Raw genomic sequence first — 26,758 nt, 5'->3', positions numbered from 1 at the left:
CGCGGTTCTCAGTTGAGCGGGATGTTGTTGCCGGTCTTGCCGGACTGGTAGGCGTCCGACAGGTCGTCATAGGCGGCGCGGATCCTCGCGTCCTGCGCCTTCAATGCCGCCTTCGCGGGCTCGTCGGACGTGGCGATCAGATCGGCGATGGCGGCGGAGTGCCAGAAGGCGTTCGTCCTGGCATAGCCGCCGGGATCGAGCCGGAAGACCTCCTTGAGGATGCGCAGATCGTGCGGGATCGCAAAACTGTCGCGCGAATCCTCATGGCTGAACAAATAGTAAAAATTGTCGAAGCCGGCCCAGGTGATGGCCGAAAGGCACATGGAGCAGGGCTCGTGCGTGGAGAGGAAGACGTAGTCCCTGGTATCCGGCTTCTCGATGCGCTCGTAGAGGCGTTTCAGCGTGTGCACCTCGCCATGCCAGAGCGGGTTTTCCATCTCGTTGTTCGTTTCGGCGATGACCAGCGACAGATCGGATTTTTGCAGGATCGCGGCGCCGAAAACCTTGTTGCCAGTGGCAACGCCTTCAGCGGTCAGCGGCAGGATATCGGTTTCGATGACGTCGAGGAGGCGCTTTGCAAGGGCGGACTGGTCCATGATGGGAATCCCCGTTGGCGTGAGAATGCCTCCTTAGCGGTCGCCGCGGTGGACAGGCAAGGGCGGCCGGTGACTTATGCTCAAAATGCGGGAGGTGCGAGCAAAACAATACGCGCCCCCGGAGCCATTGGAATTTCTGTTTCTTTTGTTCCTGGCTATTATTCGCGATAGTGCGCACACTTCAACCGGACCACACCATGACCGCAGCAAACCAGAAGCTTTCGACATTCCCGGCGTTCTTCCGCGTCAGCGGCCGGACGGTCGTTGTCGTGGGCGCGGGCGACGAGGCTTTCGCCAAGGCCCGGCTGCTGTTCAACACGGATGCCCGGATCGTCGTGCTCGCCGAGGCGCCGGAGGCCGATTTCGCCCGCTTCATCACGGACAAGGGGCTGGAGCTGGTGCGCGCGCCCTTCTCCAGCGATGCGATCGCCGATGCGGCGCTCGTCTTCGCCGCGACGGGGGATGCCGCCGCCGACCGTGCGATCTCCGCCGCGGCCCGGGCGCTGCGCATTCCGGTCAATGCCGTCGACCAGCCGGACCATTGCGATTTCTTCACGCCGGCGCTCGTCAACCGCGCGCCCGTCGCCGTCGCCATCGGCACGGAGGGCGCAGGCCCCGTCCTGGCGCAGATGATCCGCGCGCAGGTCGACCAGATCCTTTCGCCCTCGCTCGGCCGGCTCGCCAGCCTTGCAAACGGCTACCGCGAGGCCGTCGATCGCCTCCTGCCGCGCGGCGTGACGCGCCGCGTCTTCTGGCGCTGCTTCTTCCAGGGCGCGGTGGCCGACGCCGTCAACAATGGCGATATCGATCTCGCGCACCGCACCGCCGATTCGCTTCTCACTTCGCAGGGCCGCGCCGCCGGCCATGTCTGGCTGGTCGGCGCCGGCCCGGGCGCGGAAGATCTCCTGACGCTACGCGCCCAGCGCGTGATGATGGAAGCCGACGTCATCGTCTTTGATGCGCTCGTGCCGCAGGCCATCGTCGACATGGGGCGCCGCGATGCAGAGCGCCTTTCCGTCGGCAAGCGCAAGGGCTGTCACTCCAAGTCGCAGGAAGAGATCAACGACCTCATCGTCGAACTCGGCAAGGCGGGAAAGCGCGTCGTGCGCCTGAAATCCGGCGATCCGCTGGTCTACGGTCGCGCTGGCGAGGAAATGGCGGCGCTCCGCCAGGCGGGCGTCACCTACGAGGTCGTGCCCGGCATCACCTCCGCCTTCGCCGCGGCCGCCGATTTCGAACTGCCGCTGACGCTGCGCGGCGTCGCCTCCTCGCTCGTCTTCACGACGGGGCACGACCTGACGGGCTCGGTCCTGCCGGATTGGGCGCGGCTTGCGATCTCCGGCGCCACCGTCGCCGTCTATATGGGCCGCACGGTCGCGGCTTCCGTCGCCGCCCGGCTGATGGAGGCGGGCCTGCCGGCCGAGACGACCGTCGCCGTCGTGGAGAATGCCAGCCGGCGGGAAAAGCGGCTGCTGCATGGCACCCTGAAGGACCTGCCGGGCCTCGAGCATCGCGACGAACTGACCGGTCCCGTCATGGTGATCATCGGCGATGCCGTCGCCGGCGCCAATTTCGAACATTCCGAACCGCTCGCCGTCCGCGAGCCGGTCCGAACCACAGCAGCATTGGGAGCATGACATGGCCGACAAGGTTCTGACAGCCAACCGCCTTTCCGACGGCATTTCCGTCTGGCTGGATGCGGGCGGCAACTGGAACGAACAGCTCCAGGCCGCCTTCGTCGCGCGCCACAAGGAGGCCGTCGATGCGCTGGAGGCGACCGGCAAGCAGGCTTTCGCCGACAACAAGGTGGTTGACGTGAACGTCGTCGACGTCGAAGAGGTGGATGGCGTGCTGCGGCCGCTGCGCATGCGCGAGCGCATCCGCGCCGCCGGCCCGACCATTGCCTATGCCGCCGGTTATGCCGGCCTGACTGCGACGGCCGCACCGGCCGCCTGAGGAACGCTTATGTATCGCTACGACGAATTCGATCACGCCTTTGTTTCCAGCCGGGTGGAGCAGTTCCGCGATCAGGTCGGCCGCCGCCTCTCCGGCGAGCTGGCCGAGGATGCCTTCAAGCCGCTGCGCCTGATGAACGGCGTCTATCTGCAGCTTCACGCCTACATGCTGCGCGTTGCGATCCCGTACGGCACGCTGAATGCGCGCCAGATGCGCATGCTCGCCTATATCGCCCGCAAGTACGACCGCGGCTACGGCCATTTCACCACGCGCCAGAACATCCAGTACAACTGGCCGAAGCTGTCGGAACTGCCGGATGCGCTCGCCGATCTCGCGACGGTCGAGATGCATGCGCTGCAGACTTCGGGCAACTGCATTCGCAACGTCACGGCCGACCACTTCGCCGGCGCTGCGGCCGATGAGGTCGCCGATCCGCGTCCCTATGCGGAAATCCTGCGCCAGTGGTCCTCCGTGCATCCGGAGTTCTCCTTCCTGCCGCGCAAGTTCAAGATCGCCGTCACCGGCGCCGAGCGTGACCGCGCGGCGATCCAGGTGCACGACATCGGCCTGCACCTGAAGAAGAACGACAACGGCGAGATCGGCTTTGCCGTCTATGTCGGCGGCGGGCAGGGCCGTACGCCGATGGTCGCCAAGAAGATCCGCGACTTCCTGCCGGAAGAGGATCTGCTCTCCTATACGACCGCGATCATGCGCGTGTACAACCTGCACGGCCGGCGCGACAACAAGTACAAGGCGCGCATCAAGATCCTCGTTCACGAGACGGGCGCGGAGGAACTGGCGCGGCAGGTGGAAGTGGAGTTCGCCGAACTGAAGAACACCGAGCTGAAGCTGCCGGAGAAGGATATCGCCGCCATCACCGCCTATTTCGCGCCGCCGGCGCTTGCCTCCCGCGCCGAGGGCTGGGCGAGCCTTGCGCAGTGGAAGAAGGCCGATGCCGACTTTGCCCGCTGGGTGCAGCACAATGTGCATCCGCACAAGCATCCCGATTATGCCAGCGTGACGATCTCGCTGAAGCCGATCGGCGGCATTCCGGGCGATGCGACGGACGCGCAGATGGAGGCGGTCGCCGATATCGCGGAGGAATACGCCTTCGACGAGATCCGCGTCAGCCACGAGCAGAACCTCATCCTGCCGCATGTGGCGCTGGCCGATCTGGAGCCGATCTATCGCGGCCTTGTCGCCGCCGGGCTCGAAACCGCCAATGCCGGCCTCATCACGGATATCATCGCCTGTCCGGGGCTGGACTACTGCGCGCTGGCCAATGCCCGCTCGATCCCGGTCGCGCAGGAGATCTCCGCCCGCTTCGGCTCGGCCGAGCGCCAGGCCGAGATCGGCGAGCTGAAGATCAAGATCTCTGGCTGCATCAACGCCTGCGGCCACCACCATGTCGGCCATATCGGCCTGCTCGGGGTGGAGAAGAAGGGCGAGGAGCTTTACCAGATCACCCTCGGCGGCTCAGGCGACGAGAACACGTCGATCGGCGAGATCATCGGGCGCGGCTTCGAGCCGGAGAAGGTGACGGATGCGATCGAGGTGATCGTCGATACCTATCTCGGCCTCCGCCTCGATCCCTCCGAGACCTTCCTGACGGCCTATCGCCGCGTCGGGCCGCAGCCGTTCAAGGATGCGCTCTACGGCGACAAGACCGCCGCGGCAGCCTGAGGAGACCGGTGATGACGAAAATCTGGAACGAAACCGGCTTCGTGACCGACGATCCCTGGGTGATCGAAAGCGAGGAGACCAAGGCGGGCTCGAACGAGAAGGCGATCCTCGGCCTCGGCGATTTCCTTGCCAAGGTCTCCGAGACCGACGAGACCGGCCTCGGCGTGCTGATCAACCCGGCGGACGACGTGCGCAGGCTCGAAGGCCATCTCGACCGCATCGCGCTGGTGGCGGTCGCCTTCCCGGCCTTCAGCGACGGGCGGGCCTTCAGCCATGCCTCGCTGCTGCGCGCGCGCCTCGGCTTCAAGGGCGAGGTGAGGGCGGTCGGCGACGTGCTGATCGACCAGATCCCGCTGATGCTGCGCTGTGGCATCGACAGCTTCGCCGTCACCAATGCGACGGCGCTGAAGCGGCTTGCGGAAAACCGCCTGCCGGGCATCGACAACCACTACCAGCCGACCGCGCGTCCTTCGGAGGATGTCGGTTCCTACAGCTGGCGCCGGCGGGCTTGAGGGCGGGAGCCGGCCGGCGAATAGCCGCAATTTCATGGCAGGTTTGCGCAAGATCAACGCCGGGCGGCCGGCCTTGCGCAAAATCGGCGCGAACGGCAAACTATTGCGCGGCCAATCAGCGCATTGGAACGGAATACCTTCCTTTGCCGCTCAACATGTAATATCTGCCTATCGTCAAATTTTCTCGACGCGAAGCCAGGACCGATCCCGAAATGAACGCACCTGCCAAGACCGAAGATTTTGTCGCTTCCGCAATCCCCGCCGGCGTTTTCGCCGAGACGGTGACGAGCGTGCAGCACTATACGGATCGCCTGTTCCGCTTCCGCATGACGCGTCCGGAAAGCTTCCGCTTCCGCTCGGGCGAGTTCGCGATGATCGGCCTGATGGTCGGCGACAAGCCCGTCTACCGCGCCTATTCGATCGCCAGCCCCTCCTGGGACGAGGAACTGGAGTTCTTCTCGATCAAGGTGCCGGACGGTCCGCTGACCTCCCATCTCCAGCAGATCAAGCCGGGCGACACGGTGCTGATGCGCAAGAAGCCGACCGGCACGCTGGTGCTCGACGCGCTGACGCCGGGCAAGCGGCTCTACATGTTCTCGACCGGCACGGGCATCGCGCCCTTCGCCAGCCTGATGCGCGATCCGGAAACCTACGAGAAGTTCGACGAGGTCATCCTGACGCATACCTGCCGCGAGGTCGCCGAGCTGAAATACGGCTTCGACCTCGTCGAGGAGATCCGCAACCACGAGTTCCTTTCGGAAGTCGTCGGCAACAAGCTGCGCCACTATGCGACCGTGACGCGCGAGGACTATCCGTTTCAGGGCCGCATCACCGACCTCATCCGCAACGGCAAGATGTTCTCCGATCTCGGCGTGCCGCATTTCGACCCGGCGGTCGACCGCGGCATGATCTGCGGCTCGTCGGCGATGCTGAAGGAAACCAAGGCTTTGCTGGAAGAGGCGGGCCTCATCGAGGGCGCCAACAACAAGCCCGGCGAATTCGTCATCGAGCGCGCCTTCGTCGACTGAGCGAACGGTTCCTTGAGGATTGACGGGGCGGCTTTCGGGCCGCCCTTTTCGTTTCAGCCGGTGAGATCGTCGATGAGGGTCGCCATGGCCGTGGCGGCGGCCGGGCCGTCGGCATTGCGGATGGCGCGGATCACCTTCACATGCAGGTCCACCGAGCGGTCCATCTGCCGGTTGTCGGCGCGCGCGAACCAGAGGCGGCGGGCATGGGTCTGCAGCGGGGCGACGGCGGCCGTCAGGAAGCGGTTGGGGCAGGCCGCCTCCATGATCTCGTCGAACGCCTTGTCGGCGGCAAGGAAGCCTTCCATGTCGGAATGGATCGAGCAGGCGGTCATCGCCTGCGCGCAGGCGACGAGCTCGCTGCGATGCGCCTCGCCGGCATGGCGGGCGACGAGATCGGCGGCAAGCGGTTCGAGCTGGCGTCGCGTCGCCATCACCTCGGCATGGTCCTCGGGCCTGATCGCCGTGATCTGCAGGCCGGCCCGCGGGCGCACGGCGATCAGGCCCTGCCATTCCAGCTTCTGGATCGCCTCGCGCACCGGCGTGCGGCCGTGGCCGGCAAGCGCGATGAGCTGGCGTTCCGTGACGAGCGAACCGGGCTTCAGCTTGAGCGTGACGATCAGCCCTTCGAGGGCGAGATAGGCGAGGTGGGCTTGCGAGGCCGCGCTGTCCGTCATGTCGGGTTCCCTGTTGATATATCACATCGTGGCATGCGCCCAAACAGATGTCCATTGTTCTGATATATCAGATGCAGCCTTACGACGTGGCACGAAAAAAGGCCGGAACCCGGGTTCCGGCCTGTGCTGCGCTCGGATTCTTGCTGGAAATCAGAGCAGGAAGTCGCGGGCGTCGAGATCCTTCAGCTTGAAGTCGTCGAGGATCAGGATGTCGGTGGCCGAGAGCTTGATATGCACGTCGTCGCCGACCTGCGAAGCCTTGCCGAGCACGGTGTCGATCTTGGAGAAGTTGTAGGAGCGCAGGTCGATATCGTCGACATTGTCCTTGAAGTCGGTGATCGTGTCGCGGCCGTAGCCCTTCTTGAAGACGAAGTCGTCCTGGCCCGCGCCGCCGGTGAGCACGTCGTTGCCCTTGCCGCCGTCGAGCTTGTCGTTGCCGAGCATGCCGTAGAGCTTGTCGTTGCCGGCATTGCCCTGCAGCGTGTTGTTCGCCTGGTTGCCGCGCAGCACGTCATTGCCGCTGCCGCCCTTGGCGTTCTCGATCAGCGAGCGCTGATCCCCCTTGAACAGGAGGGCGTTGAAGATGTTGCCGCGGGCATAGGCATCGCTTTCGAAATTCAGCAGGGCGAGCTGGGTATCGCTGAATTTCGAATGCTGGCCGGGGCGGAGGTCGACGCTGACGCCGGTCTTGTAGGCGGAGAGGTCGTAGGTGTCCTTGCCGCCGCCGTCCCAGATGGTGGCGAAGATGCGGTTGCCGCCGGCATCGATGGCGACCTTGCCATTGACGAGCGTGTCGCCGCTGCCGGGCTTCCACTTGTAGACCGTGTTGCCGGAATTGGTCGAGAAGTCGGCGCCGTACATGCGTTGCAGGGCGGCGATGTCGGCCATCATGTAGGTCTGGGCATAGTCGAACTCGCCGTTCCTGTAGCCATCGGCCGGGCCGCCGACATTGGAACGGTAGGTCATGATGGAATATTCCATCGAATCCTTGCTGGCGGGCAGGGCGGGGAAACCGTCGTCCGCCTCATGGCCGTGCTTGAGGCCGAGCGCATGGCCGATCTCGTGCAGCATGGTCGCCCAGGAATAGTTGCCGGCGACGGGCGAGCGGTAGTCGAACGAGCGGCCGAACCAGAGGTCGCCGTCGCCGTCGGTCGTGCCGGGATAGTAGGCCCAGGCCGTGCTCGGGTCGTTCGATTCGGCAAAGCGCAGGTTGGAGCTCGTCGCGCTTCCCTGCGAAATGGAGAGGCGGGTGAACCCTTCGACCGAAAAGCCGTTGTTCGCCGCGTTGCCGAAGCTCGCATCCAGTGCGAAGCGGGCAGCCGATTGCTGCATCGAGGATATCGTGCCGAAGCCGTTGTCACGTTCGCCTGCATAGGTGTAGGCGGAGGAAGAGGTCGGAAACGCATAGGTCACCGAGCCCGACCAGGCATTTCCCGACAGAACGCCGTCAATCATCGTTATGCCGGTCTTGCCGATCGTCTTGGTGGTCTTGCCGATACCTGTCATGTCGCATTCTCCTGCTATGCTGGATGTCGTGGGGCGTGCCTTGGATAGACCGCAATTCGGGTCGATTCTGTGAACCCTTGAAACATGCACGCTTCCCGTGGTGAGATGGAAGCCCCGTAGCACAGGACGGATAATTACCGAATGGTATTCGACCGGAGGTTAAAATTGCTATCGAAGATATCTATTGTGGCGAGCACCTGTCTTGTCCTGGCGGCGGCTGGCGAAGCGCCCGCGGGCACGGGCGGCATCATGGCGAAACCCTCCGATCCGGAAAAGGCCGTACAGGCGGAATATGAAAATCTGAAGTCGAAGGGCACGCGCGAGGCGCTGGAACTGTTCATCGCGCGCCATCCGGACCACCCGCTCGCCGACCGGGCGCGTGACGAGCTCAAGCGGTTCGCCAAGTAGCCGGGCCGGCGATAGGGAACGCATTGCAGGGCGCCGGACGGCGCCCTTTTCGTATCCGTGCCCGGCCTGCGGCGCCGCGCTCCCCGCCGTCCCGAGACATTTCCCGTTCCTAAAAAACCATCCCGAATAAAGCCGTGCGCCCGCCCGTCGATAGGAGGAATGCGGTTGACGAACGTCATGGGCCTTGCCAGCATGCCTTGGATTTCGGACCGGACCAGTTGAATTTGTGGGGGCATACGTTGACTGCGGGTTCCATCGTCGCAACACTTTTGATCATTTTTGCCGGCTTGCTGGCCGTGCCGGCCGTCAGCCATACCAATGCCGGAACCACATTCTCCCTGATGGCCTCCTCCATGGCCTTCGTCGCCATGGGCATTGCGCAGTTCATGGCGACGCGTCCGCCCTTCATCGAGAAGCTGTTCGGCGGGCTCGACCGCATCTACCAGTTCCACCGCAAGATCGGCATCGCGGTGCTCTGTCTTATCCTCGTGCACTATTTCGTGGCGCCGGATTTCCAGGGCCTGTCGGTGACGAGCGGCCTCAACGTGCTCGCCAGGACGGCGGGCGAATGGGCCTTCTACGGCTTCGTCTTCCTGCTCGTCCTCAGCCTGGTGAAGGTGATCCCGAAGACGCGCTTCCAGATTCCCTACCAGTACTGGCGCATCACGCACCGCTTCATCGGCCTGCTCTTCGTGCTCGTCGCCTTCCACCAGATGTTCATCAAGCGTCCCTATGACGGCACGGTGCTGCTGGCGGTCTATCTCAACCTCTTCGCCGCGCTCGGGATCCTCAGCTACGCCTATACCCAGCTCCTGCCCTGGCTGCGCACGCGAAGATACGAGGTGGTGAATGTCGAGCGCCATGACGGGGCGACGATCATCTCGGCGAAACCGACGGGCCGCAAGCTCAGGGCCATGCCCGGCCAGTTCGGTTTCTTCCGCGTCAACAAGCCGGGCCTGCGCGAGCCGCATCCCTTCACCATCGCCGGTATCGAGGACGACGGCTCGGTGCGCTTCGCCATCAAGCCGCTCGGCGACTACACCAAGGCGCTGCGCGAGGCGGTGGCGGTCGGCGATGCGCTGACGCTGGAGGGCGGCTACGGGCATTTCAACCACAGGCGCGGCGGCAAGAAGCAGATCTGGCTTGCCGGCGGCATCGGCGTCACGCCGTTCCTCGCCATGGCGAGCCGGCTGAAGGGCGACGAGGGGCAGGACATCCACATGGTCTACTGTGTGCGCGACGGGGCCGAGGCGATCGGCCTCGACACGTTCCGGGCGCAGGCGGAAAAGCTCGAGAACTTCAACTTCGTGCTGCACAATTCTGCGACGGACGGGCGTTTCGACGCGACCAAGCTCGTCTCCGGCACCAGCATGAACCCGGCCGAGGCCGACCTGTGGTTCTGCGGTCCGCCGCCGCTCAGGCTGGCGATCGAAAAAGGATTGAGAGAACTCGGCAAGGCGCCGCGCCGTGTCGAGTTCGAGCGTTTCGAGTTTCGGTAGGACAGTTTCCAGGGAAACTGCAAGGCGGTTTCTCATCCGGAATTGTGTCTCAAGGATTGCATTTCCAGCCGGTGCGCCGGCTCCATGGAGCGAAAGGAACAAGCCATGCGCATGTTCAGCACATCATTCTTCAGCCCCGGCGCCCGGCTTGCCGCTGCCTTCGGCCTCGCCGTGGCGGCATTCTGTCCGACCGGGGCGCTCGCCGTCGACCAGTTCGCGTCGGATGCCTTCGGCACCTACAAGGCGGATGCGGAAAACGGCAAGCTCCTGTTCAATGCCGCCGGCTGCGGCGCCTGCCACGGCTCCGGCGACAATACCGAGCTTCTGTCCGGCGGCATGGAGATGCAGACGGCGATCGGCAAGTTCTTCGCGCCGAACATTTCCGCCCATCCGAACGGTATCGGCGGCTGGTCCAATGCGGACTTCCTGAACGCCGTGATGGTCGGGCTCAAGAAGGACGGCGACAATCTCTACCCGGTGATGCCGTACACGTCCTATGGCGGCATGAAGCCGGAGGACGTGCTGGACATCAAGGCCTATATCGAGACGCTGCCGCAATCCGATGCCGCCTCGAAGGAACACGAGATCGCCTTCCCGTTCAGCCGCCAGACGACGATCACGCTCTGGAAGCGCAGCCATTTCACCGTGCAGGCCTACCAGCCGCGCGAGGAGACGCAGATGGAGCGCGGCCGCTACCTGGTCGAGAATGTCGGCGGCTGCGGCGATTGCCACACGCCGCGCACCACGACCTATGGCCTCGATCTCGCCCGCGCCTATGAGGGGGAGAAGGGCCTGACCGGCGCGGTCGCGCCCGATATCACCAAGGCGCGCATGAGCGGCCTTGCCTCGCACGAGGTCTTCACCAGGGGCCTGATCGACGAGGGCAAGAAACTCTCCGGTTCGCCGCTGTCCGACCCGGTCATGCGCCGCATCGCGCAGGGCCTTTCGACGCTCCCCGACGAGGACAAGCAGGCGATGTACGCCTTCCTCGCCGACCGCGAGGTGAAGGTGACGCCGGTCGAGACCAGCACCGCGCCGGTCTGCAGCGAAGCGACCGCCGAAAGCGCCCTGACCGCCGGCGGCGGCAGCGCCGAGTTCGCCTCGGCGGCAGACGCCTTCATCGGCAAATATTGCCGCAACTGCCATGGCCCGGGCGAAAGCTCGCAAGGCTCGTTCCCGGCGGGCGACCTTGCCTCGATCGCCGCCAATCCGGCCTTCGTGACGCCCGGCGATGCCGCCAAGTCGCTGCTCTACACCAGCGTCACCAGTGGCCGCATGCCGCTCGGCAAGCGCCCGGACGATGCGGAGGTGCAGAGCCTTGCCAACTGGATCAACTCGCTGAACAAGGACGCCATCCCGACCGCCGTCTCCGCCACGAAGACCGAGCGCTCGCGGCCGATGCTGAAATATCTCGACTTCGTCGAGCTGGCGCTGCGCGACATCTCCAGGGTCGACGAGCACGACCAGCCGTTCATGCGCTACTTCAGCTATCGCGACCAGTACAACGGCATGATGAGCTGCGAATCGCACGAGACCTTCCTGAAGCGCATGAGGGTGCTGGCCGGCGGCTTCAAGAAGCTGCTCAACTCGCTCTCATACGGGCCGGAACTGGTGCTGCCGGAAGAGGTGGAGGGCTCCGACGGCCTGCTCGTGCGCGTCGACCTGCGCGATCTCGAATGGAGCCAGGAGGACTACGACTTCCTGATCAACGAATATTTCTATGGCGTGGACCCCGTCAGCGACGCCCAGCTGCACTCGCTTGCCAAGGCGACGCAGACGCAGCTGCCGATCATGCGCGTCGACTGGTTCATGAGCAACGGCGCCCGGCCGAAGGTCTATAACCGCCTCATGAAACTGCCGACGAACATCGCCGAGCTGGAAAAGCGCTTCGGCGTGCCCGTCGAGCAGAACATCGAGCGCCGCCGCATCGTCCGCGCCGGCTTTGCCGACGGTTCGTCCGGTGTTTCCGACCACAACCGCATGCTGGAACGGCACGACATGCCCTTCGGCGGCTACTACTGGAAATCCTACGACTTCGCCGGCGACGTCGGCCGGCAGGTGCTGAAGCGCTTCCCGGCGGGTCCGGAGGGCATTCGCCTGAAGGCTGGCCTCCAGCCCTTCGAGCATGACGGCGGCGAAATGATCTTCTCGCTCCCGAACGGCATGCAGGGCTACTACCTGTCGACCAACAAGGGCGACCAGCTCGACATCGGCCCGACGGCGATCGTCTCCTTCCGCAAACGGCCGATCGGCAAGGGCGTCGAGATCATCAATGCGCGCTCGTGCTTCGACTGCCATTTCGACGGCATCCTGTCGAAGCGCGACCAGCTCCGCGAGCATATCGAGACGTCGACGCTGTTCTCCAAGGACCAGCAGGACGAGCTGCTCGCCATCTACGTGCCGCAGGAGGAGCTGAACGAGGTCTACAAGCGCGACACGGATCGCTTCGTCGCCGCGCTCGACCGCCTCGGCATCACGGAGCCGACGGCCGGCGGCGGCAAGACCAGCCTGAAGGCGCCCGGCGGCGCGGAGATCTTCACCTACTTCGCCGACAAGTACGAGGACGAGCTGAACTTCGAGCAGCTTGCGGCCGAGTTCGACATGACGCCGGAGGAGTTCTCGTCCGACATCCGCCGCCTCACCGACGTCAATGCGCTGCGCATTGGCCTCGACTGGGTCGCCACGCTCGAGGCGGGGGCCACGATCCCGCGCGTCGAGGTCGAGGAGCAATATGCCTTCATGCTGCAGCCGCTGCTCCAGCTCGAGCCGCTGAAGCGCGGCGTCAACCCGGACGGGGCGGTGAACACCGCAGGCAATACCGGCTACCAGCAGCCGGAACAGAAGCAGGAGCAGGCGGTCGCAAACAACGACGCCTACCAGCAGCAGCCCGAGCAGAAGCAGGAGCAGGCCGCCGCCAGCAACGACGCCTACCAGCAGGCGGGCACGCAGGGCCAGGCGACCGGCGGCGACCAGTCCGCGAGCGCGAGCTATGTCGTGCCGGCCTACAAGCAGGACGACAAGGCCAAGGAGAGCAAGGTGAAACTTGCCGTCCATGTGGCATCGACAAGTGCGAAGGTGGGGGACTACCTTGCCTTTGAACTGAGCACCAACCATGCCTGCGAGCTGCAGGTGATGTATGTGGAGGATACCGGCAACGTGGAGATCATTCCGGACGTGATGATCGGCAATACGACGCTGAATGCCAGGGAACGCCGCCTGATCCCGCAGCCGGGCACGGGCAACCTCACCTTCGATTCGCCGTCGCCCGGCGAAACGATGATCGCCTATTGCCGCATCGGCGGCCTTGGCGACCAGAAGCTGACGGCCGAAAAAGCCAAGGAACTGGCCGCAAGCACGAAGCAGCCGGTAACGCGGGGCCTTGCCATCAATCTCGCCAAGCAGGCCGAGAAGGACAACGGGGCAAGCGGCGTCCAGATGGTGACGTTCGAGATCAAATGATGCATGGGGCAGGGGCCTTCAGGCCCCTGTCCGTTTCTTCCATGAGGATATGAGGGCTGGACCGACAATGCTGAAGCGATCCCTTGCAGCGACACTTTTCGTACTGGCCGGAGCGGCTCCGGCTGCCGCGGCCTGCGATGCCTTTACCGGCGTTGTCGAGGCGCTCAACGCAGGGGACGAACAGAAGGCGCACGCGCTCGCCGAAACGGCCGGCACGGCCAATTGCAGCGCCAACGAGCGCGCGCTCACCGGCCGCGTCGCATCGCTCGTCACCTTCAACCGCATCGTCGCCGCTGTCGGCGCCGGCGGAAAGCTTTCCGACCACCGGCAGGCGCTGGAAGACCTGCAGCGCCAATATGGCGGCCCCTGGCAGGTGCTGGATGCGTTGGGCGACCTCGCGCGCGAACGCAAGGACTACGAACAGGCGGCCCGCTTCTACCAGCTCGCCCTGGAGGACGGCTCGAACGAGACGCTGACGCCGGACTGGATGGCGCCGGACGAGCAATACATCCTGCGCCTCGACAAGCTCGCCAGCGAAATGCGCCTTGCCGCGCCGCGGCCGGTGCAGCTTGCCATGCGCGGCGGCTGCAAGGTCTCCTTCCGCGGCGTGAAGATCAAGAAGAAGTCGACGCCCGTGCGCTACGTCTTCGGCACGGCGGACTTCACGCCGGAGGGCATCGAGGCGGCGAAGGACCTCGCCGAATGCCTGAAGGCGGTCAAGCCCGCATCGATCACGCTGATCGGCCATACCGATCCCGTCGGCTCGGCGGACGCCAACTACAGGCTGTCCGTCGCGCGTGCCGAGACGCTGAAGGGCTATCTCTCCAGCAACGGTTATGCCGGCACGATCACCGTGGTAGGCAAGGGCGAGGACCAGCCCTTCAAGCCGGACGATGCCAGCGCCTATGACACGGAGACGCTGAACCAGCTGCACCGCCGGGTGGAAGTGGACGTGGAATGACCAGGATGCTGCCCCGCCTGCTGGAGCCTTTCCGCTTTTCCCCGAAAGGCGAGAGCGCCCTGCCATCTTGTGTTGGCGCACCTGCCGGCGCAAGGCTGCTTCGCGCTTTTGCCGGAACCGCTCTTGCGCTCTGCCTTGCCGCCGCAATGCCGCTTCCGGCCCGGGCCGCGCAGACCCATGCGCTCGTCGTCGGGGTCGACCAGTATCCCAACGATGTCAGCCTCGACGGCGCGGTGCGCGATGCGGAGGACGTCTATCGCGCGATGAGCGCGGCGGGCTTCACGGTGCGGAAATTCACCAATGCCGAGGCGCGCAAGGACGATATCCGCAAGGCCTGGACCGACATGGTCGCTGAGGCGGTGGCGGGCGATACGATCATCTTCACCTATGCCGGCCACGGCGCGCAGATGCCCGAACTGGTCGCCGGCGACGAGGCCGACGGGCTCGACGAATTCCTCCAGTTGCCGGGCTTCGATCGCAACCGCTATGCGGAAACCTCGAACGAGATCATCGTGGACAACGAGATGAACGCCTGGTTCGGCGAGGCGGAAAGCAAGGGCGTGCATGTGCTCTTCGTGTCCGACAGCTGCTTTTCCGGCGGCATGAGCCGTTCCGTCACCGGCAAGAGCCGGCTGGCGCCGGCCGTCACGGTCAAGCTCGCGCCGCCCTCGCAGGAGGCGCTGGCCGGCGCCAACCTCAAGGAGATCGATTTCAAGCAGGTCACGGTGCTCGCCGCCTCGCTCGAAAGCCAGCCGACGCCGGAGGTCATCATCGACGGCGAGCCGCGCGGCGCGCTCAGCTGGAGTTTCGCCCGCGCCGTGGAAGGCAGCGCCGACCGCGACGGCGACGGCGTCATCACCCGCATCGAGCTGGAAGACTATATCTTCTCCAACGTGAAGAACCGCTCGGAAGCCTTACAGGTGCCGAACTTCATGCCGCAGGTGGCGCGCTCGGAGGGCGAGGTCGTCGTGCGGCTGACGCGCGGCATTCCGGTCGAGACCGCCACGGTGGCGGCGACGGACACCTCCGATACCGGCGGCGCCGCGACCACGCCGAAGGCCATCAAGCCGGCCAGGGAGCTCGGCTGGACGGGCAGCATCGCGCTCCAGATCGACGGCACCGCCGACAGGCCGAAGAACGCCGACGGCACCGGCACGCCCTATCGCTGGGATGTGGCGGGCGGCGTCTTCTACACCCCGAACGGCGATGTGGCGGCGGAGAATGTCGGGGCGGACCGCATCCAGGCTGTGGTCGACAAATATGTGCTGCTTGACTTCCTGAAGGCGCTCGCCAGCCAGAACCCCGGTTCCGTCTCGCTCACGCCGGCAAAGGACATCTACGCCGCCGGAAACCGCCTGCGCTTCGACGCCCCGCCCGGCCGCTATCCGAACATGCTGGTCTTCAACCTCGCCAATACGGGCGAGGTGCAGTTCCTCGACATGCAGGTGGCCGGCACGGCCAGCTCGCAGTTCAAGCTGACGGATGTCGAGGTGGTCAAGCCCTTCGGCGCCGATCACCTGATCACGATCTGGACCGCGGAACCGGTCGACGCGATCGGCGCGGTGCTCGCCGACAAGGCCGTGACGTCCGAAACCCTGCTGAAGGCGCTGCTGACCCGGCTCGACGGCAAGGAGGCGAGCGTCGCCATCCAACCCCTCTACACGCGGGAAACGCTCTGATGATCCGTTACGCCGCCGCTCTTCTTCTCTCGCTCTGCCTCGTTTCCGGCGCCAAGGCGGCCGACCGGGCGCTTCTCATCGGCATCGGCACCTATGCCACGCTGCCCGAGAAGATGTTCCTCGAAGGCCCGAAGAACGACGTGCCGCTGATCGAGAAGCTGCTCAAGGAGAAGCAGGGTTTCGCCCCCGAATCGATCCGCGTCCTGCGCGACAAGGATGCGACCCGGGCCGCCATTCTCGCCAGCATCGACGAATGGCTCATCGCCGGGACCCAGCCCGGCGACCGCGTCTATTTCTACTTCTCCGGCCACGGCCTTCAGGTGAAGGACCAGAACGGCGACGAGGAGGACGGGCTGGACGAGGCGCTGTCCACCTTCGACATCGCCGCCGGCGACGGCGACTGGACCAATGTCATTCTCGACGACGAGATCGACGCGATGCTCGCCAAGCTCAAGGACCGCGCCGTCTCCATCGTCATCGACGCCTGCCATTCGGGCACGATCTCGCGCTCGCTCTCGCCCAAGGTCGGCGAGGTGCTGGAAAGCGCGCGCTTCCTGCCGCGCCCCTTCGCCAAGCCGGTGGAGGCGGTCAAGACGCGCGGCCTGCGCATCGACGTCGCGGTGGTCGACAAGCCCGAAATCGCCAAGCAGAACGGCGTGGAGGCCTGGAGCGCCGCCTCCTCCTACCAGGTCGCCTGGGACGACACGCGCCTGCCGCCGGACGAGCGCCACGGCGTCTTCACGCTTTCCTATGTGAACGGCCACGAGATCGCCGCGGGCGACAGCAACGGCAACGGCATCGTCTCCAATGCCGAACTGCTCGAATATGTGAAGAAGCAATCGCAGACCTATTGCGCCGCGCAGACCCAGTGCCAGAGCCTCGACCCGCAACTGGAGGTCAACTACGCCCTGCTCGGCGCCAGCGCCGTAACGCCGACCGCCGACGCCACCGCCCAGCAATACCAGCAGCCGCAGACGGGCGGCGACACCCAGCAGCAGACGCCCGACTACGGCAAGGTCGAGGAGGTGAAGGTCGAGAACACCCAGCAGACCGCCTATGTTGCCGCCGACCCGGTGGATGCCGTCGGCGATATCCTCGGCAAGGCCGAGACCGGCGACGTCAAGGTGGCGCTCTCCTCCGACAGCCTGAAGAACGGCGACGTCTTCCGCATCACCGTGACCAGCAACACGGGCGGGCACCTCATCCTCTACGACGTCGACAAGGAGGGCAAGGCGACCCAGATCTTCCCGAACGAGGCGGCCCAGAAGATCACGCCGCTCTCCGCCAACACCCCGCTCACCATTCCGGACGATTATTACGGCTTCGATTTCGAAGCGGAAGGCCCGAGCGAAAACGTGCTGGTCGCCATCGTCATCGCCGACGACGTCGACCTCACCAAGGTCGCCCCCAACGACTACGGCCTGACCAAGGAACTCGACGCCCGCACCACTATCGCCGACATTGCCGGCACGCTGCAGCAGACCTGGACCCGCGACACGGAAAACCGCAGCGTCAACTGGTCGCTCGGGCTTCTGAAATACGCGGTCTACTGACAGAACCTCCGACGGCGGCCTGCCAGCCGCTCATAATATGCGCGACCGGAAGAGCGGGAGTGCGGCCGGTCACCTCAGGCTTTGCGCGACTTGGCGGAGGTCGCGGCCCGTGGCCTGCCCGACAGGGTCCGAGTCGGGGAAGGGGGAAAGCATCCGTGTCGAGGCTTTTGCAGATCGAAGAGCCCAGATCGACGCATTCGCGTCGGCATGGCTGGCTTCAAAACGAGTCGGGTAGCTGTGCGCTTGGTTGCCGCGCCTCTTTTTCGGATGCGGTGAAGGCATTGAGGCCGTAGTAGCCAGCCAGCATGAGGGCGGCTCCGGCCGACGTCAAAATCAATCCCTTCCTCAACCCCTGCATCTGCGTTTCTTTGCCTGCAGGTTTGCCAAGGGCCCGGGCCAGCCTGTGGGCATGTCCTTCGTCGGCGAAACCGACCAGGTGCGAAACGATCCATCGTGCGCCGCCGATCACGAGGCCTGCGCCGCCTGCGAAAACGACAACCAGAACCAGAAAAATGAACAGCTCCATGTCCATGGCGGCCTCCCTGCGCTCTTCGACCATGGTCGATGCAATCCCGCAGCAACGCGTATTCGCGGCGCTGCGAGACTGTACGCGGCATGTGTGAGGGTCATTTTAGCCCGTTTGAGCTGATTTCAAAGGCTAAGCCTTTGATTTTTTGGTGAGCGCGCAGGGATTCGAACCCTGGACCTACTGATTAAAAGGCTTTATGCGAACCTTGGGAAATCAGTCTATGTAGCGTTTCATGCGCCATTTATGCGCCACTGGCTAACGGTAAGTCCGGTTAAACGGCGTAAAGTTGCGACGCGATTTTATCCATTGCCGCCCCGTGATCCTCGGCGGGAAACATGTGCCCATATCTCGACATCGTGATCTGGAAGGTCGCGTGGCCGGCCAACGTTTGCACCGCCTTGGGCTGGAGGCCGGCCTCAATCCAGGTGCTGACCGCGAAGTGCCGCAGGGCGTGCCAGCCCGTTGCCGGAACCTCCGCCTTTTCTATGATAGGCTTGAACCGACGGCTCATGAACTGAGTGTGCCGGGTGAAGCCGCCGTTGGAATCCGGAAAGACAAAATCGTCATCGCCGCTGAATTTCGATACCTTACGACGGGCCGCAAGTTCGTCTGCCAATGCTTGGCTGAGGGGGACGGTTCGACGCCCGGCACCAGACTTGGTCGTGTCGAATTCTCCGAATGCGTCAAGCCGGGTTTCGACCGTGACCGATCGACCTAACAGATCGAGATGCTTCCACCTGAGCGCCCATTGCTCGCTCGCCCTCAGGCCGGTCGCCGCAGCAAACTTTATTCGAAGAGCATAGTCGTTTGCCTCGGCCGCGCGCTTCCTGAACCGCGCTTCGGCCTCCGGCCCAAACCCCTTGGGGGCATCTGGCATGTACTCGGCTGCCGCTTTAATTACCCGCGCAAGCACGGCTTTGGATGGCGGGACGACCTTCTCTGACCCCTCGCCACGCTTGCCGAGTACGCGCACACCTTTTGCAACATTGGAGGCGACGAGATCCTGTCCCACGGCGAATTGGAGGGTACGGGATAGTGCACCTATGGCCCGGCGCACCGTCGGAAGGCCGACGCCATTGTCTTTCAACCTATCGACAAGATCGGTAACGGTGCGCGCCGTCAGTTCGGCGAGCCTCGTGTCGCCGATCTCCGCCTCGACATGTGTCCGAAGCTGGCCTCGCGTATTGCGAAGATACATAGTCGTCACCTGCTCGCCGCGCCCGTGCCGCTTTTCGAGGTGGGCGATGTAGGCGCCAATGGCGTCCTTGACGGTCTTGGTCGCGGCCTCTGCGCGGAACGCTCCAGTACTGATCTGTCCCTCAACCTCGATGCGGCGGGCTTCGGCTTCGCGCTTCTTTGGGAACTGCTCTTTGTGCCGCTTCCCGGATCGATCATTATACGCCAGCGTCCAAGCTTCTCGCTCTTCACCCTTGCTGGTTGTCCATCGCCTTTTAGTGATCGTCGCCATCTGAGAACCTAATAATGATATTATGGCGCATAATATGTATTGGAACATGGTGCAAAACAAGGGAAGCGGAGTGAATTTATTTCGATAATAGAAACAGTGGTATAACTGTATATTAGATATACATGAAATATAAAAGGTAGATTATTGGTAGCACATATTAAATGTGGGGGGCCGTTCCCCACGTCAATTGAAGGGAGACGACATGAAGCACGACAACGACAACGACACAACAATCCTTATGGGGGCGAAAGCCATCGCTGGCCATCTCGGCGTGACCCAGCGCCAGGCATACCGATTGATCTATGAATGCGGCTTGCCGCACTTTAAACTGGGGGGCACTGTCGCAGCGCGCCGCTCCACCATCTCATGGTGGATAGCCGAGCAGGAAGCTTCCGCGCGGAAGGCCACGGCATGAGCCTGCCTGCACCTGATCTCTTTGAAATTCCGGTCGCGGCGAACCAGAATTCAGCAAGCTTAACCACCATTCCAAAAACATCCGAGTTTCAATTCGAGCGCCCGGATTGGGTTCTCTTCCGATCCATTGGCACCTTGTCCCAGAAGGCGGGCGTCCCGGCGCGGCTGCTTCGTCGTCTCGTATTAAAGGAGTTGGTCGACAACGCCCTTGACGCCGGTGGCTCAGCGTCTATCCGTGTTGACGAGACCGACACCTATATAGTTGAGGATGATGGTCCCGGCATTGAGGGGCGCCCTGCCGATATCGCGCGCATGTTCTCCATCAACCGGCCGATGGTATCCTCCAAGCTCTGGCGGTTGCCTAAGCGCGGAGCGCTGGGCAACGGCCTCCGTGTCGTCGCTGGTGCCGTGCTGGCGTCAGGCGGGAAGCTGACCGTCACCACGCGGAACGCGGAGCATCGACTTACTCCGCGAGATGACGGCGGCACATCGGTGTCATCCTCGCTGGCGGACTATCCGATAGGCACTCGCATTTGCATTTCCTTCGGTCCGGATATGCCGCATGACCCACTGGCTATGCGGTGGGGTGAGGAAGCCATACGCATGGCCCCAGGGGAGGCTTATGGCGGGAAGGCTTCACCGTTCTGGTATGACGCCGATCATTTCTTCGAGCTGCTTCAGGCGGGCCGTGAACGCCCGGTTCGTGAACTTGTCGCGCAGTTGGATGGGTGCTCGGGTGCGAAGGCTGGTCTGATCGCCGAGGCATTTAAGGGCATGCCTTGCGCGTCGCTCGACCGCGACCAGGCAGTTGCCCTATTGGGTGCGGCTCGGTCCCACGCCAAGCCAGTGTCGCCGAAGCGTCTGGGGTCCGTTGGCAGGATCGACTCGCTGCCAAAGTGGCATGCGGTAGAAGCGGGGTCAGTGCAAATCGGCGCACGCAATCCGAAGGCGGAAATACCCTTCGTCGTAGAAGCGTGGTGCGAGTACCACGGGTCCGCCGAGGACAAGGTCTCTATCAGCGCCTTTGTGAACCGGACTCCCATCGCGGGTGAAATCCGAGGTTACAGGAACAAAAAGAGCGTCAGTATCCACGGCTGCGGTCTCGGTCACAGGTTCGATGCTGAGCGGGGCGAATACCATATCGTCTTCAACATCATCGCCCCCCATGTGCCGATCACCACCGATGGAAAAGAGCCGGATCTCACGCCGTTCGTCAAGGAGATCGCGGCCGCCATCCAGTCGGCCGTCAAGCGTGCCAAGCGGGCGGCGCCGAAAGTTCCCGCGAAACGCTCCCAGAAGGAGATCGTTCTGTCCGTCTTGGATGAGGCGATTGCCAAGGTCAGCGATCACGGGAAGTACCGGTTCAACTGCCGCCAACTCTACTACGCGGTTCGACCGTACATCATTTCTGAACTCGGCGCCGAGCCCACATACGGTAATTTCAACGCGATCATCACCGCCTATGAGGAAGACACGGGGATGATACCTGGCATGTATCGCGACGCCCGCGGCACGCTCTATCATCCGCACACCGGGCTAGAGTTTCCGATCGGCACATTGACCGTGGAAGGATATCGCCGGCCGAAGTGGGCATTCAACAAGGTGCTGTTCATCGAAAAGGAAGGCTTCTTCGAAGCGCTCAAGTCGGCAGAATGGCCCGAGCGCTATGACTGTGCGTTGTTGACATCGAAGGGTTTCAGCACTCGAGCCGTGCGGGATTTCCTGGACATGCTCGCGGACGACGCCGAGGAGGATATCACCGTGTTCTGTGCGCACGATGCCGACGCATTCGGAACTATGATCTTCCAGACGCTGCAGGAGGAAACGCGGGCGCGCGGGCGCAGGAAGGTCGAGATCATCAATATAGGGCTCGAGCCCTGGGAAGCATACGAGATGGGCCTCGATCCTGAAGACCGCGAGAAAGACGGGAAGACCGCTCCGGTCGCCGACTACATCAAGAACCGGGTCGACGGCACGGACTGGTCGGCATGGCTGCAGGGAAAGCGCTTCGAGTTGAATGCGATGACCATGCCCCAGTTCATTGCGTGGCTGGACCGCAAGATGGAAGAGCACGGTGTCGAGAAGGTAATCCCGCCCACCGACTATGTCCTGGACACGATCATAGACGACACCAGCGACTTTCTCCGCGAGGCCATCCGCGAGCGCGTTCTGGCTGAAGCCGATATCGAAGGGCAGGTAGAGGCTGCGGTGGCGGAGGTTTCGTTCCCATCTGCGCAGGACATCGAGGAGACATTGCCCGCGTACCTCGGAGGCAACCCCGCGGAGCACTGGTCCGACTGGGCGTCGGAAACCGCGCGGACAATCGCCGCTTAAAGATCCGCCGTTTCTGAGATCGAAATAAGCAAGCTGAATCCGACGTGCGTTTTCGTCGGTTCTTTAAAATCGCCGACCCACAGTCGGCGGGCAGCGCCTTCGTGCGCGAAAATCTAGGAGGAAACCTTGGAAGTATTGTCCATCAACCGGCTCGACAGGCCGGGTAACACATTAGCGGTTGCTTGTGTTCAGGTGACACCGGAGATCCGCGTCAACGGTCTGCGCCTCGTGCGCGCCGGCAATGGCGATCTTCGAGTCTATTCGCCGAACGCTGGTGGTCTGTCGGTCCTGAGCTTCGCGCCAGCGGCCGTTGCCGAACTCAAGTCCATCATTATCGATGCCTACAGGAGCGAGACCGCCCATGAACGCAGCCGCGCAGCCTGAGCCCGTTTATCTCGACCCGCACGCCGTCGCGAAAGCGATCGGCGGCAAGGTCATCGCCGGCACCAGCAAGGTCGTCGCCCATGCTCCTGGTCACAAGAAGGGCTCGCCCGAGATTTCCATCACGGTCGATCCTTCCGCGCCTCGTGGTTTGCTGGTCAACTGCTTCAGCGGTGAGGACCCCGTCGCAATCAAGGACTGGGTGCTCGAGCGCTGCGGCGAGCCGGCCTTCACGCCCAGTCAGAAAGTCGAGGCGCCTGCTGCCCATAGTGGTCTCCTGAAAACCAGGGAGGCCCCGAGGGCATTCTATGACGGCCATTTGACAGGCCGAGGCTTCCGGCTGGCGGCTGAATACGACTACGTGGATCTGGACGGCGAAGTTCTATTTCAGGTGCTGCGCTATCAGCACGCCACCGAATCCAAGACGTTCCTTCAGCGGCAGCCTGACGGCAAGGGCGGCTGGCTCTCCGGCCGTCCCGGTCCGATCATCTACCGCTGGCCGGAAATAGCTTCACGGCCTGGCGAGCCCGTATACATCGCTGAGGGCGAGAAAGACGTCGACACGCTGATCAATGCTGGCGTGCTCGCCACGACCGCGCCGAACGGCTCGTGGCCGTTGGACCTTTCGCCGCTCAAAGGGCGAACGCTGTTCGTTCTCCCTGACAACGATGCGCCCGGTGCGGAGAAGGCAGACAAGGTGATCGCGCTCCTGCAGGGCATCGCCACGGTCAAGCGTGTCGAGCTTCCAGGGTTGCCGGACAAAGGCGATGTGACCGACTGGCTGGCGGCCGGCAACACGGTTGAGCAGTTGCAGGCTCTCGCCAAGGCCGCGATGCCTGCGGCGGCGAATGACAACCGTCCCGCCGGTCCTGAGCTCGTTCATAGCGGCGACTTTGTCAGGGGGTTCGTGCCGCCGGACTACGCGGTCGACGGCATCATGCAGTCGGGCTTTCTGTATTCGCTCACCGGCCAGACCGGCTCCGGGAAGACGGCGGTGGCGCTGCTGCTTGCCCTCTGCACCGCGCTCGGATCGCCGTTTGCGGGGCGCGAGACCAAAGGCGGACGGGTGTTCTACTTCGCCGGCGAGAACCCCGACGACGTCACAATGAGGTGGATCGGCCTCCTTCACGAACACGTCCTCGATGCGGACGATCTCGACGTGCATTTCATCAGAGGTGTCTTCTCTGTGTCGGAATTCCTCGGCCATATTGCCGAGCGAGCCCGAGACCTTGGCGGCGTTGACCTGATCATCGTGGATACCACTGCAGCCTACTTCACCGGCTCGGACGAGAACAGCAACGTCGAGATGGGGAACTATGCCCGCCAACTCCGGGAGCTTGCCAAGATGGAATGGCGCCCGGCCGTGCTCGCGGCCAGCCATCCGGTCAAGAATGCCGGTGCTGATAACCTGCTTCCTCGAGGTGGCGGTGCCTTCCTGAACGAAGTCGACGGGAACCTCACCCTGGCGAAACGGGGGGAGATGTCGGTGCTGCACTGGCAAGGGAAGCATCGTGGACCAGACTTCCAGCCGCTGACGTTCGACCTGAAGACGATCAACGCCCCAGCGCTGGTGGACAGCAAGGGGCGGCCGATCCCGACCGTCATGGCGGCACCAGTTGGGGACGACGAGGTGGCGCAGCGTGCCGATTCCGACAACGGCGACGACAAGGTGATGTTGCTCGCCATTCGGCAGAACGGCAATCGGTCTCTGCGGGACCTTGCTGAATTCCATGGCTGGACCAATGCGAAAGGCGAGCCCGACAAGAAGCGCGCGCAGAACTCCACGGATCGGCTAAAGCGCGCGCAGTATGTGCTCTATGAGCTCCAGCAATGGAAGCTGACGAAGAAGGGAGAGGAAGCTGCGTCATCTGCGGCTGCCGATATCCATGAGCAGCGGAAGTGGGCGAGCGTCGTCCAGGGCATGGCCGAAAAGGCTGGACGAAAGCGGAGCCGTACTGGCTCAGATCGTACCGTAAGGGAGTAAGGGCGGTACGGCGTTGAGAAAAACGTCGTAATATCAATTGCTTGTAGGCGTACCAAGCTGATTTCGTAACAAAAACAAACCAAATTCTATGGCAGGAGGGGGGACTTCGTCCCCTCCCTGCCAATGGTCGAGATCATACCGTACCGTACCTCTCTCTTCTCTAGGGGGGCGGTTTTCATGGTACGGCAGTGATTGTAAAATAATATCAAATAGATACGCCGTACCGCATCTGAATTTTGACGGTACGGGGTACGGATATGAAGGAGGAAGAGAATGTCGATTTCGTACCTGCCCGCTCAGCCAGGCTTTATGGCCATCTGGAAATCGGAGGGGGAGAAGTTCTGGGCGCCGGTCATCGGATGGCAGATCGTCGAAGGACAGGAAGTGTTTCCCCTCGTGGCCGGAGAGCAGCCGGACGATATCATCGGATATGAAACCGAGCGCGGCGCGATTTTCGGCCTGAACGTTGGTCGGCCATATCCTGACTTCGTACCCGGAGAAGCAGCATGATCACGATCAACGGCACAAAATACGCATCCAGCGCCACCCACACCGGTGAGCCGTGGCGAGGCTGGCCAGTCGCCAGAACGCTTCAGCCTTACCGCCCCAAACCGGCCAACGACAACAAGCCTGAGCGCTTCCGTGGCGGCTATCCGGCACTGTCCTGGCTCGCCGAACAGGACCCCGACGCAGTCGTGGCCATTGCCAGCATCATGGGCGATTTCCGTCCCGTCTACCGGAACAAGGACGATCGTGACGACGACCTGGGCAGCAACGACGAGCGGATCCGCATCCATCCCGATATCGACGACCTTGTGGAAGCAGCCAATGACGCACGGGCCGTTGTCCCAAAGGGCAGGCTGGCTGCCCGTACCGGTGCGTTACGGTCGGGCTTCCCGGCAGCGGAGAAGCAGTACCGTGTCGGTGGCACCCGCTACCGTCTGGGCTGCGCCGTGTTCAACGTGGACTCCTCTGAAACGCAGCAGGGCCTGCTGTCCTACTGGCTCGACAAGAACGGCGTCGTCCAGATCCCACGCGAACAGAGTTCCCAGCGGAAGGGCAGCCGGGTGCCGATCTGCTGGCAGGTCGAGCGATATATGCGCTCCTGGAACGAACGTCCGCGCAACGATCGCGATGCGGCAATGGAAGCACTGTACGACTCCGAGTGCCTGGCGTTCCATCTTCGTCGTCGCGGCACGCCGATGCCTGCACAGGTATATCCTCCAGTCGGCCATTCCCGCGTTGATATCCCGGAAGAGAAGGCGACGCTGCGCGCCTGGCTGGCGGAGCAGATGGCCGGCCACGCTGTCACCCGTTGCCCTGACGATGTCGCTCAATCCACAACGTGGTTCGGGCGCGTCGGCGGAAACAAGAAGGGACTGTCGGTTCCCGAAATCTGGCGTGAAGCGGAGGCCGCCCCAGACCTACCGGATGATGTCCTGCTGACCATCGAAACCATGCTCGCTCGTGGAGACCTGACCGACGTCGCCGAGGCACACAAAGTGGACACGACACGGCCGGATCGTGCGGGCAAGCGTCTAGTGCGAGCAGCCGGAAAGGCCGCCTTGGCCCTGATGCCGGTAAACGACAACAAAAAATCGAAGAAAGCTGCGGCCTGAGTCCATTTCGTGGCGTGCCGTTCGCTTTCTATATGAAGAGATAATTCTCCCTTCGCGGTTTCTCAGACATGGCCGCGACACCTGGCCGTCCTTCGGGACGGCCTTTTTTATTGCCCTCAATCGTGACGCCCAACGCCCGTCACCAACGAAAGGAGGCCTTCTTGACCTTCGCCACCAGCGACCTCGCAGACCTCCTTGGCCTGTCAGAGGCCGCCATTCGTCAATGGCTTTGCCGCGCGCCTAGCTTCCACCTCGGCGCGGTCCGCGGCAAGGCCCGAATCTACAACCGCGTTGAAGCCGTCACCATCGCTATCGCGGCCGAGATGTTCCGACACCGTCTGGGCCGGCCGCACGAAGTCCTGCCTATCGCCCGCGAGATCGCCGCATCTGGCGCCGACGCAATCTGGGTCTATCGCCCGCAAGGCGGCCCGATCATCACCGCTACCGACCAACCCTCCAGCACGGCCGTCCACCTTCCGCTCGCGGAACTGCGGCGCCGGCTCGTCATGCATTGA

General features: G+C 63.4%; 23 protein-coding genes. 18 read left to right on the top strand and 5 right to left on the bottom strand.

Features of this window, described 5'->3' with window-relative positions; genetic code table 11:
* Positions 1 to 8: 8 nt before the first annotated feature.
* A complete protein-coding gene (locus AABF56_RS08495; protein ID WP_244765341.1) occupies positions 9 to 596 on the bottom strand; it encodes a nucleoside deaminase in 588 nt (195 codons plus the stop codon).
* A gap of 197 nt (positions 597 to 793) precedes the next feature.
* Here AABF56_RS08495 and cysG point away from each other — a divergent pair, with 197 nt between their 5' ends.
* The 5 genes from cysG (at position 794) to AABF56_RS08470 (ending at position 5,775) form a co-directional block, all read left to right on the top strand.
* Positions 794 to 2,233, top strand: coding sequence for a siroheme synthase CysG (cysG, locus tag AABF56_RS08490; RefSeq protein ID WP_272805602.1), 1,440 nt, complete (start codon positions 794 to 796; stop codon positions 2,231 to 2,233).
* Position 2,234: 1 nt separating this feature from the next.
* Positions 2,235 to 2,552 carry a DUF2849 domain-containing protein gene (locus AABF56_RS08485; protein ID WP_272805601.1) on the top strand — a complete coding sequence of 106 codons (318 nt, stop codon included), beginning with the start codon at positions 2,235 to 2,237 and terminating at the stop codon, positions 2,550 to 2,552.
* A gap of 9 nt (positions 2,553 to 2,561) precedes the next feature.
* On the top strand, positions 2,562 to 4,235 hold the full coding sequence (locus tag AABF56_RS08480; RefSeq protein WP_272805600.1) for a nitrite/sulfite reductase: 1,674 nt from the start codon (positions 2,562 to 2,564) through the stop codon (positions 4,233 to 4,235).
* An 11-nt stretch (positions 4,236 to 4,246) separates the two neighbouring features.
* Positions 4,247 to 4,747, top strand: coding sequence for a DUF934 domain-containing protein (locus tag AABF56_RS08475; protein ID WP_244765345.1), 501 nt, complete (start codon positions 4,247 to 4,249; stop codon positions 4,745 to 4,747).
* Positions 4,748 to 4,959: 212 nt separating this feature from the next.
* Entirely contained in the window at positions 4,960 to 5,775 is an 816-nt protein-coding gene (locus AABF56_RS08470) for a ferredoxin--NADP reductase (RefSeq protein ID WP_272805599.1), read from the top strand.
* Positions 5,776 to 5,828: 53 nt separating this feature from the next.
* Here the strand turns inward: AABF56_RS08470 and AABF56_RS08465 are convergent, their stop codons facing one another.
* A complete protein-coding gene (locus tag AABF56_RS08465; RefSeq protein ID WP_272805598.1) occupies positions 5,829 to 6,449 on the bottom strand; it encodes a GntR family transcriptional regulator in 621 nt (206 codons plus the stop codon).
* A gap of 150 nt (positions 6,450 to 6,599) precedes the next feature.
* Complete coding sequence (locus tag AABF56_RS08460) at positions 6,600 to 7,955, bottom strand: M10 family metallopeptidase (protein WP_272805597.1); 1,356 nt, start codon at positions 7,953 to 7,955, stop codon at positions 6,600 to 6,602.
* Positions 7,956 to 8,141: 186 nt separating this feature from the next.
* Between AABF56_RS08460 and AABF56_RS08455 the strand changes: the two genes are divergently transcribed.
* From AABF56_RS08455 to AABF56_RS08430, 6 genes are all read left to right on the top strand, one after another.
* Entirely contained in the window at positions 8,142 to 8,363 is a 222-nt protein-coding gene (locus AABF56_RS08455; RefSeq protein ID WP_244765349.1) for a hypothetical protein, read from the top strand.
* A gap of 239 nt (positions 8,364 to 8,602) precedes the next feature.
* A complete protein-coding gene (locus tag AABF56_RS08450; RefSeq protein WP_244765350.1) occupies positions 8,603 to 9,862 on the top strand; it encodes a ferredoxin reductase family protein in 1,260 nt (419 codons plus the stop codon).
* A gap of 105 nt (positions 9,863 to 9,967) precedes the next feature.
* On the top strand, positions 9,968 to 13,321 hold the full coding sequence (locus tag AABF56_RS08445) for a c-type cytochrome (protein WP_272805596.1): 3,354 nt from the start codon (positions 9,968 to 9,970) through the stop codon (positions 13,319 to 13,321).
* A gap of 67 nt (positions 13,322 to 13,388) precedes the next feature.
* Positions 13,389 to 14,282, top strand: a complete 894-nt coding sequence (locus AABF56_RS08440) for an OmpA family protein (protein ID WP_244765352.1) — start codon at positions 13,389 to 13,391, stop codon at positions 14,280 to 14,282.
* Positions 14,279 to 15,961, top strand: a complete 1,683-nt coding sequence (locus AABF56_RS08435; RefSeq protein WP_272805595.1) for a caspase family protein — start codon at positions 14,279 to 14,281, stop codon at positions 15,959 to 15,961. Before AABF56_RS08440 ends, AABF56_RS08435 begins: the two co-directional genes overlap by 4 nt.
* Positions 15,961 to 17,514 carry a caspase family protein gene (locus tag AABF56_RS08430; protein WP_272805594.1) on the top strand — a complete coding sequence of 518 codons (1,554 nt, stop codon included), beginning with the start codon at positions 15,961 to 15,963 and terminating at the stop codon, positions 17,512 to 17,514. The genes AABF56_RS08435 and AABF56_RS08430 overlap by 1 nt, the downstream gene beginning before the upstream one ends.
* Positions 17,515 to 17,731: 217 nt before the next feature.
* Here AABF56_RS08430 and AABF56_RS08425 read toward each other — a convergent pair whose 3' ends face one another.
* Positions 17,732 to 18,046, bottom strand: a complete 315-nt coding sequence (locus AABF56_RS08425) for a hypothetical protein (protein WP_272805593.1) — start codon at positions 18,044 to 18,046, stop codon at positions 17,732 to 17,734.
* Between the two features lie 268 nt (positions 18,047 to 18,314).
* Positions 18,315 to 19,511, bottom strand: coding sequence for a tyrosine-type recombinase/integrase (locus AABF56_RS08420; RefSeq protein ID WP_272805592.1), 1,197 nt, complete (start codon positions 19,509 to 19,511; stop codon positions 18,315 to 18,317).
* 202 nt (positions 19,512 to 19,713) lie between these two features.
* Here AABF56_RS08420 and AABF56_RS08415 point away from each other — a divergent pair, with 202 nt between their 5' ends.
* The 7 genes from AABF56_RS08415 to AABF56_RS08385 all read left to right on the top strand — a co-directional run bounded on the left by AABF56_RS08415 (position 19,714) and on the right by AABF56_RS08385 (position 26,758).
* Complete coding sequence (locus AABF56_RS08415) at positions 19,714 to 19,926, top strand: helix-turn-helix transcriptional regulator (RefSeq protein WP_272805591.1); 213 nt, start codon at positions 19,714 to 19,716, stop codon at positions 19,924 to 19,926.
* Complete coding sequence (locus AABF56_RS08410; RefSeq protein WP_272805590.1) at positions 19,923 to 22,259, top strand: ATP-binding protein; 2,337 nt, start codon at positions 19,923 to 19,925, stop codon at positions 22,257 to 22,259. The genes AABF56_RS08415 and AABF56_RS08410 overlap by 4 nt, the downstream gene beginning before the upstream one ends.
* A 126-nt stretch (positions 22,260 to 22,385) precedes the next feature.
* Entirely contained in the window at positions 22,386 to 22,643 is a 258-nt protein-coding gene (locus AABF56_RS08405; protein WP_272805589.1) for a hypothetical protein, read from the top strand.
* Positions 22,621 to 24,624 carry an AAA family ATPase gene (locus AABF56_RS08400; RefSeq protein WP_272805588.1) on the top strand — a complete coding sequence of 668 codons (2,004 nt, stop codon included), beginning with the start codon at positions 22,621 to 22,623 and terminating at the stop codon, positions 24,622 to 24,624. Before AABF56_RS08405 ends, AABF56_RS08400 begins: the two co-directional genes overlap by 23 nt.
* A gap of 273 nt (positions 24,625 to 24,897) precedes the next feature.
* Positions 24,898 to 25,134 (top strand): hypothetical protein, encoded by a 237-nt coding sequence (locus AABF56_RS08395; protein ID WP_272805587.1) that lies wholly within the window; start codon positions 24,898 to 24,900, stop codon positions 25,132 to 25,134.
* Positions 25,131 to 26,243: a hypothetical protein gene (locus tag AABF56_RS08390; RefSeq protein WP_272805586.1), complete on the top strand. Its 1,113-nt coding sequence runs from the start codon at positions 25,131 to 25,133 to the stop codon at positions 26,241 to 26,243. The genes AABF56_RS08395 and AABF56_RS08390 overlap by 4 nt, the downstream gene beginning before the upstream one ends.
* A gap of 161 nt (positions 26,244 to 26,404) precedes the next feature.
* On the top strand, positions 26,405 to 26,758 hold the full coding sequence (locus AABF56_RS08385; protein ID WP_272805585.1) for a hypothetical protein: 354 nt from the start codon (positions 26,405 to 26,407) through the stop codon (positions 26,756 to 26,758).

Origin of the sequence: Shinella sp. WSC3-e, assembly GCF_945994535.1 — a bacterium.
GTDB classification, from domain to species: Bacteria; Pseudomonadota; Alphaproteobacteria; order Rhizobiales; family Rhizobiaceae; genus Shinella; species Shinella yambaruensis.
This window is presented reverse-complemented; position numbering and strand designations above follow the sequence as displayed.

Excerpts from the sequence above, each read along its gene's own strand:
- AABF56_RS08495 (WP_244765341.1), bottom strand. The coding sequence starts at position 596 with ATGGACCAGTCCGCCCTTGCAAAGCGCCTCCTCGACGTCATCGAAACC.
- cysG (WP_272805602.1), top strand. The coding sequence starts at position 794 with ATGACCGCAGCAAACCAGAAGCTTTCGACATTCCCGGCGTTCTTCCGC.
- AABF56_RS08485 (WP_272805601.1), top strand. The coding sequence starts at position 2,235 with ATGGCCGACAAGGTTCTGACAGCCAACCGCCTTTCCGACGGCATTTCC.
- AABF56_RS08480 (WP_272805600.1), top strand. The coding sequence starts at position 2,562 with ATGTATCGCTACGACGAATTCGATCACGCCTTTGTTTCCAGCCGGGTG.
- AABF56_RS08475 (WP_244765345.1), top strand. The coding sequence starts at position 4,247 with ATGACGAAAATCTGGAACGAAACCGGCTTCGTGACCGACGATCCCTGG.
- AABF56_RS08470 (WP_272805599.1), top strand. The coding sequence starts at position 4,960 with ATGAACGCACCTGCCAAGACCGAAGATTTTGTCGCTTCCGCAATCCCC.
- AABF56_RS08465 (WP_272805598.1), bottom strand. The coding sequence starts at position 6,449 with ATGACGGACAGCGCGGCCTCGCAAGCCCACCTCGCCTATCTCGCCCTC.
- AABF56_RS08460 (WP_272805597.1), bottom strand. The coding sequence starts at position 7,955 with ATGACAGGTATCGGCAAGACCACCAAGACGATCGGCAAGACCGGCATA.
- AABF56_RS08445 (WP_272805596.1), top strand. The coding sequence starts at position 9,968 with ATGCGCATGTTCAGCACATCATTCTTCAGCCCCGGCGCCCGGCTTGCC.
- AABF56_RS08440 (WP_244765352.1), top strand. The coding sequence starts at position 13,389 with ATGCTGAAGCGATCCCTTGCAGCGACACTTTTCGTACTGGCCGGAGCG.
- AABF56_RS08435 (WP_272805595.1), top strand. The coding sequence starts at position 14,279 with ATGACCAGGATGCTGCCCCGCCTGCTGGAGCCTTTCCGCTTTTCCCCG.
- AABF56_RS08430 (WP_272805594.1), top strand. The coding sequence starts at position 15,961 with ATGATCCGTTACGCCGCCGCTCTTCTTCTCTCGCTCTGCCTCGTTTCC.
- AABF56_RS08425 (WP_272805593.1), bottom strand. The coding sequence starts at position 18,046 with ATGGACATGGAGCTGTTCATTTTTCTGGTTCTGGTTGTCGTTTTCGCA.
- AABF56_RS08420 (WP_272805592.1), bottom strand. The coding sequence starts at position 19,511 with ATGGCGACGATCACTAAAAGGCGATGGACAACCAGCAAGGGTGAAGAG.
- AABF56_RS08415 (WP_272805591.1), top strand. The coding sequence starts at position 19,714 with ATGAAGCACGACAACGACAACGACACAACAATCCTTATGGGGGCGAAA.
- AABF56_RS08410 (WP_272805590.1), top strand. The coding sequence starts at position 19,923 with ATGAGCCTGCCTGCACCTGATCTCTTTGAAATTCCGGTCGCGGCGAAC.
- AABF56_RS08400 (WP_272805588.1), top strand. The coding sequence starts at position 22,621 with ATGAACGCAGCCGCGCAGCCTGAGCCCGTTTATCTCGACCCGCACGCC.
- AABF56_RS08395 (WP_272805587.1), top strand. The coding sequence starts at position 24,898 with ATGTCGATTTCGTACCTGCCCGCTCAGCCAGGCTTTATGGCCATCTGG.
- AABF56_RS08390 (WP_272805586.1), top strand. The coding sequence starts at position 25,131 with ATGATCACGATCAACGGCACAAAATACGCATCCAGCGCCACCCACACC.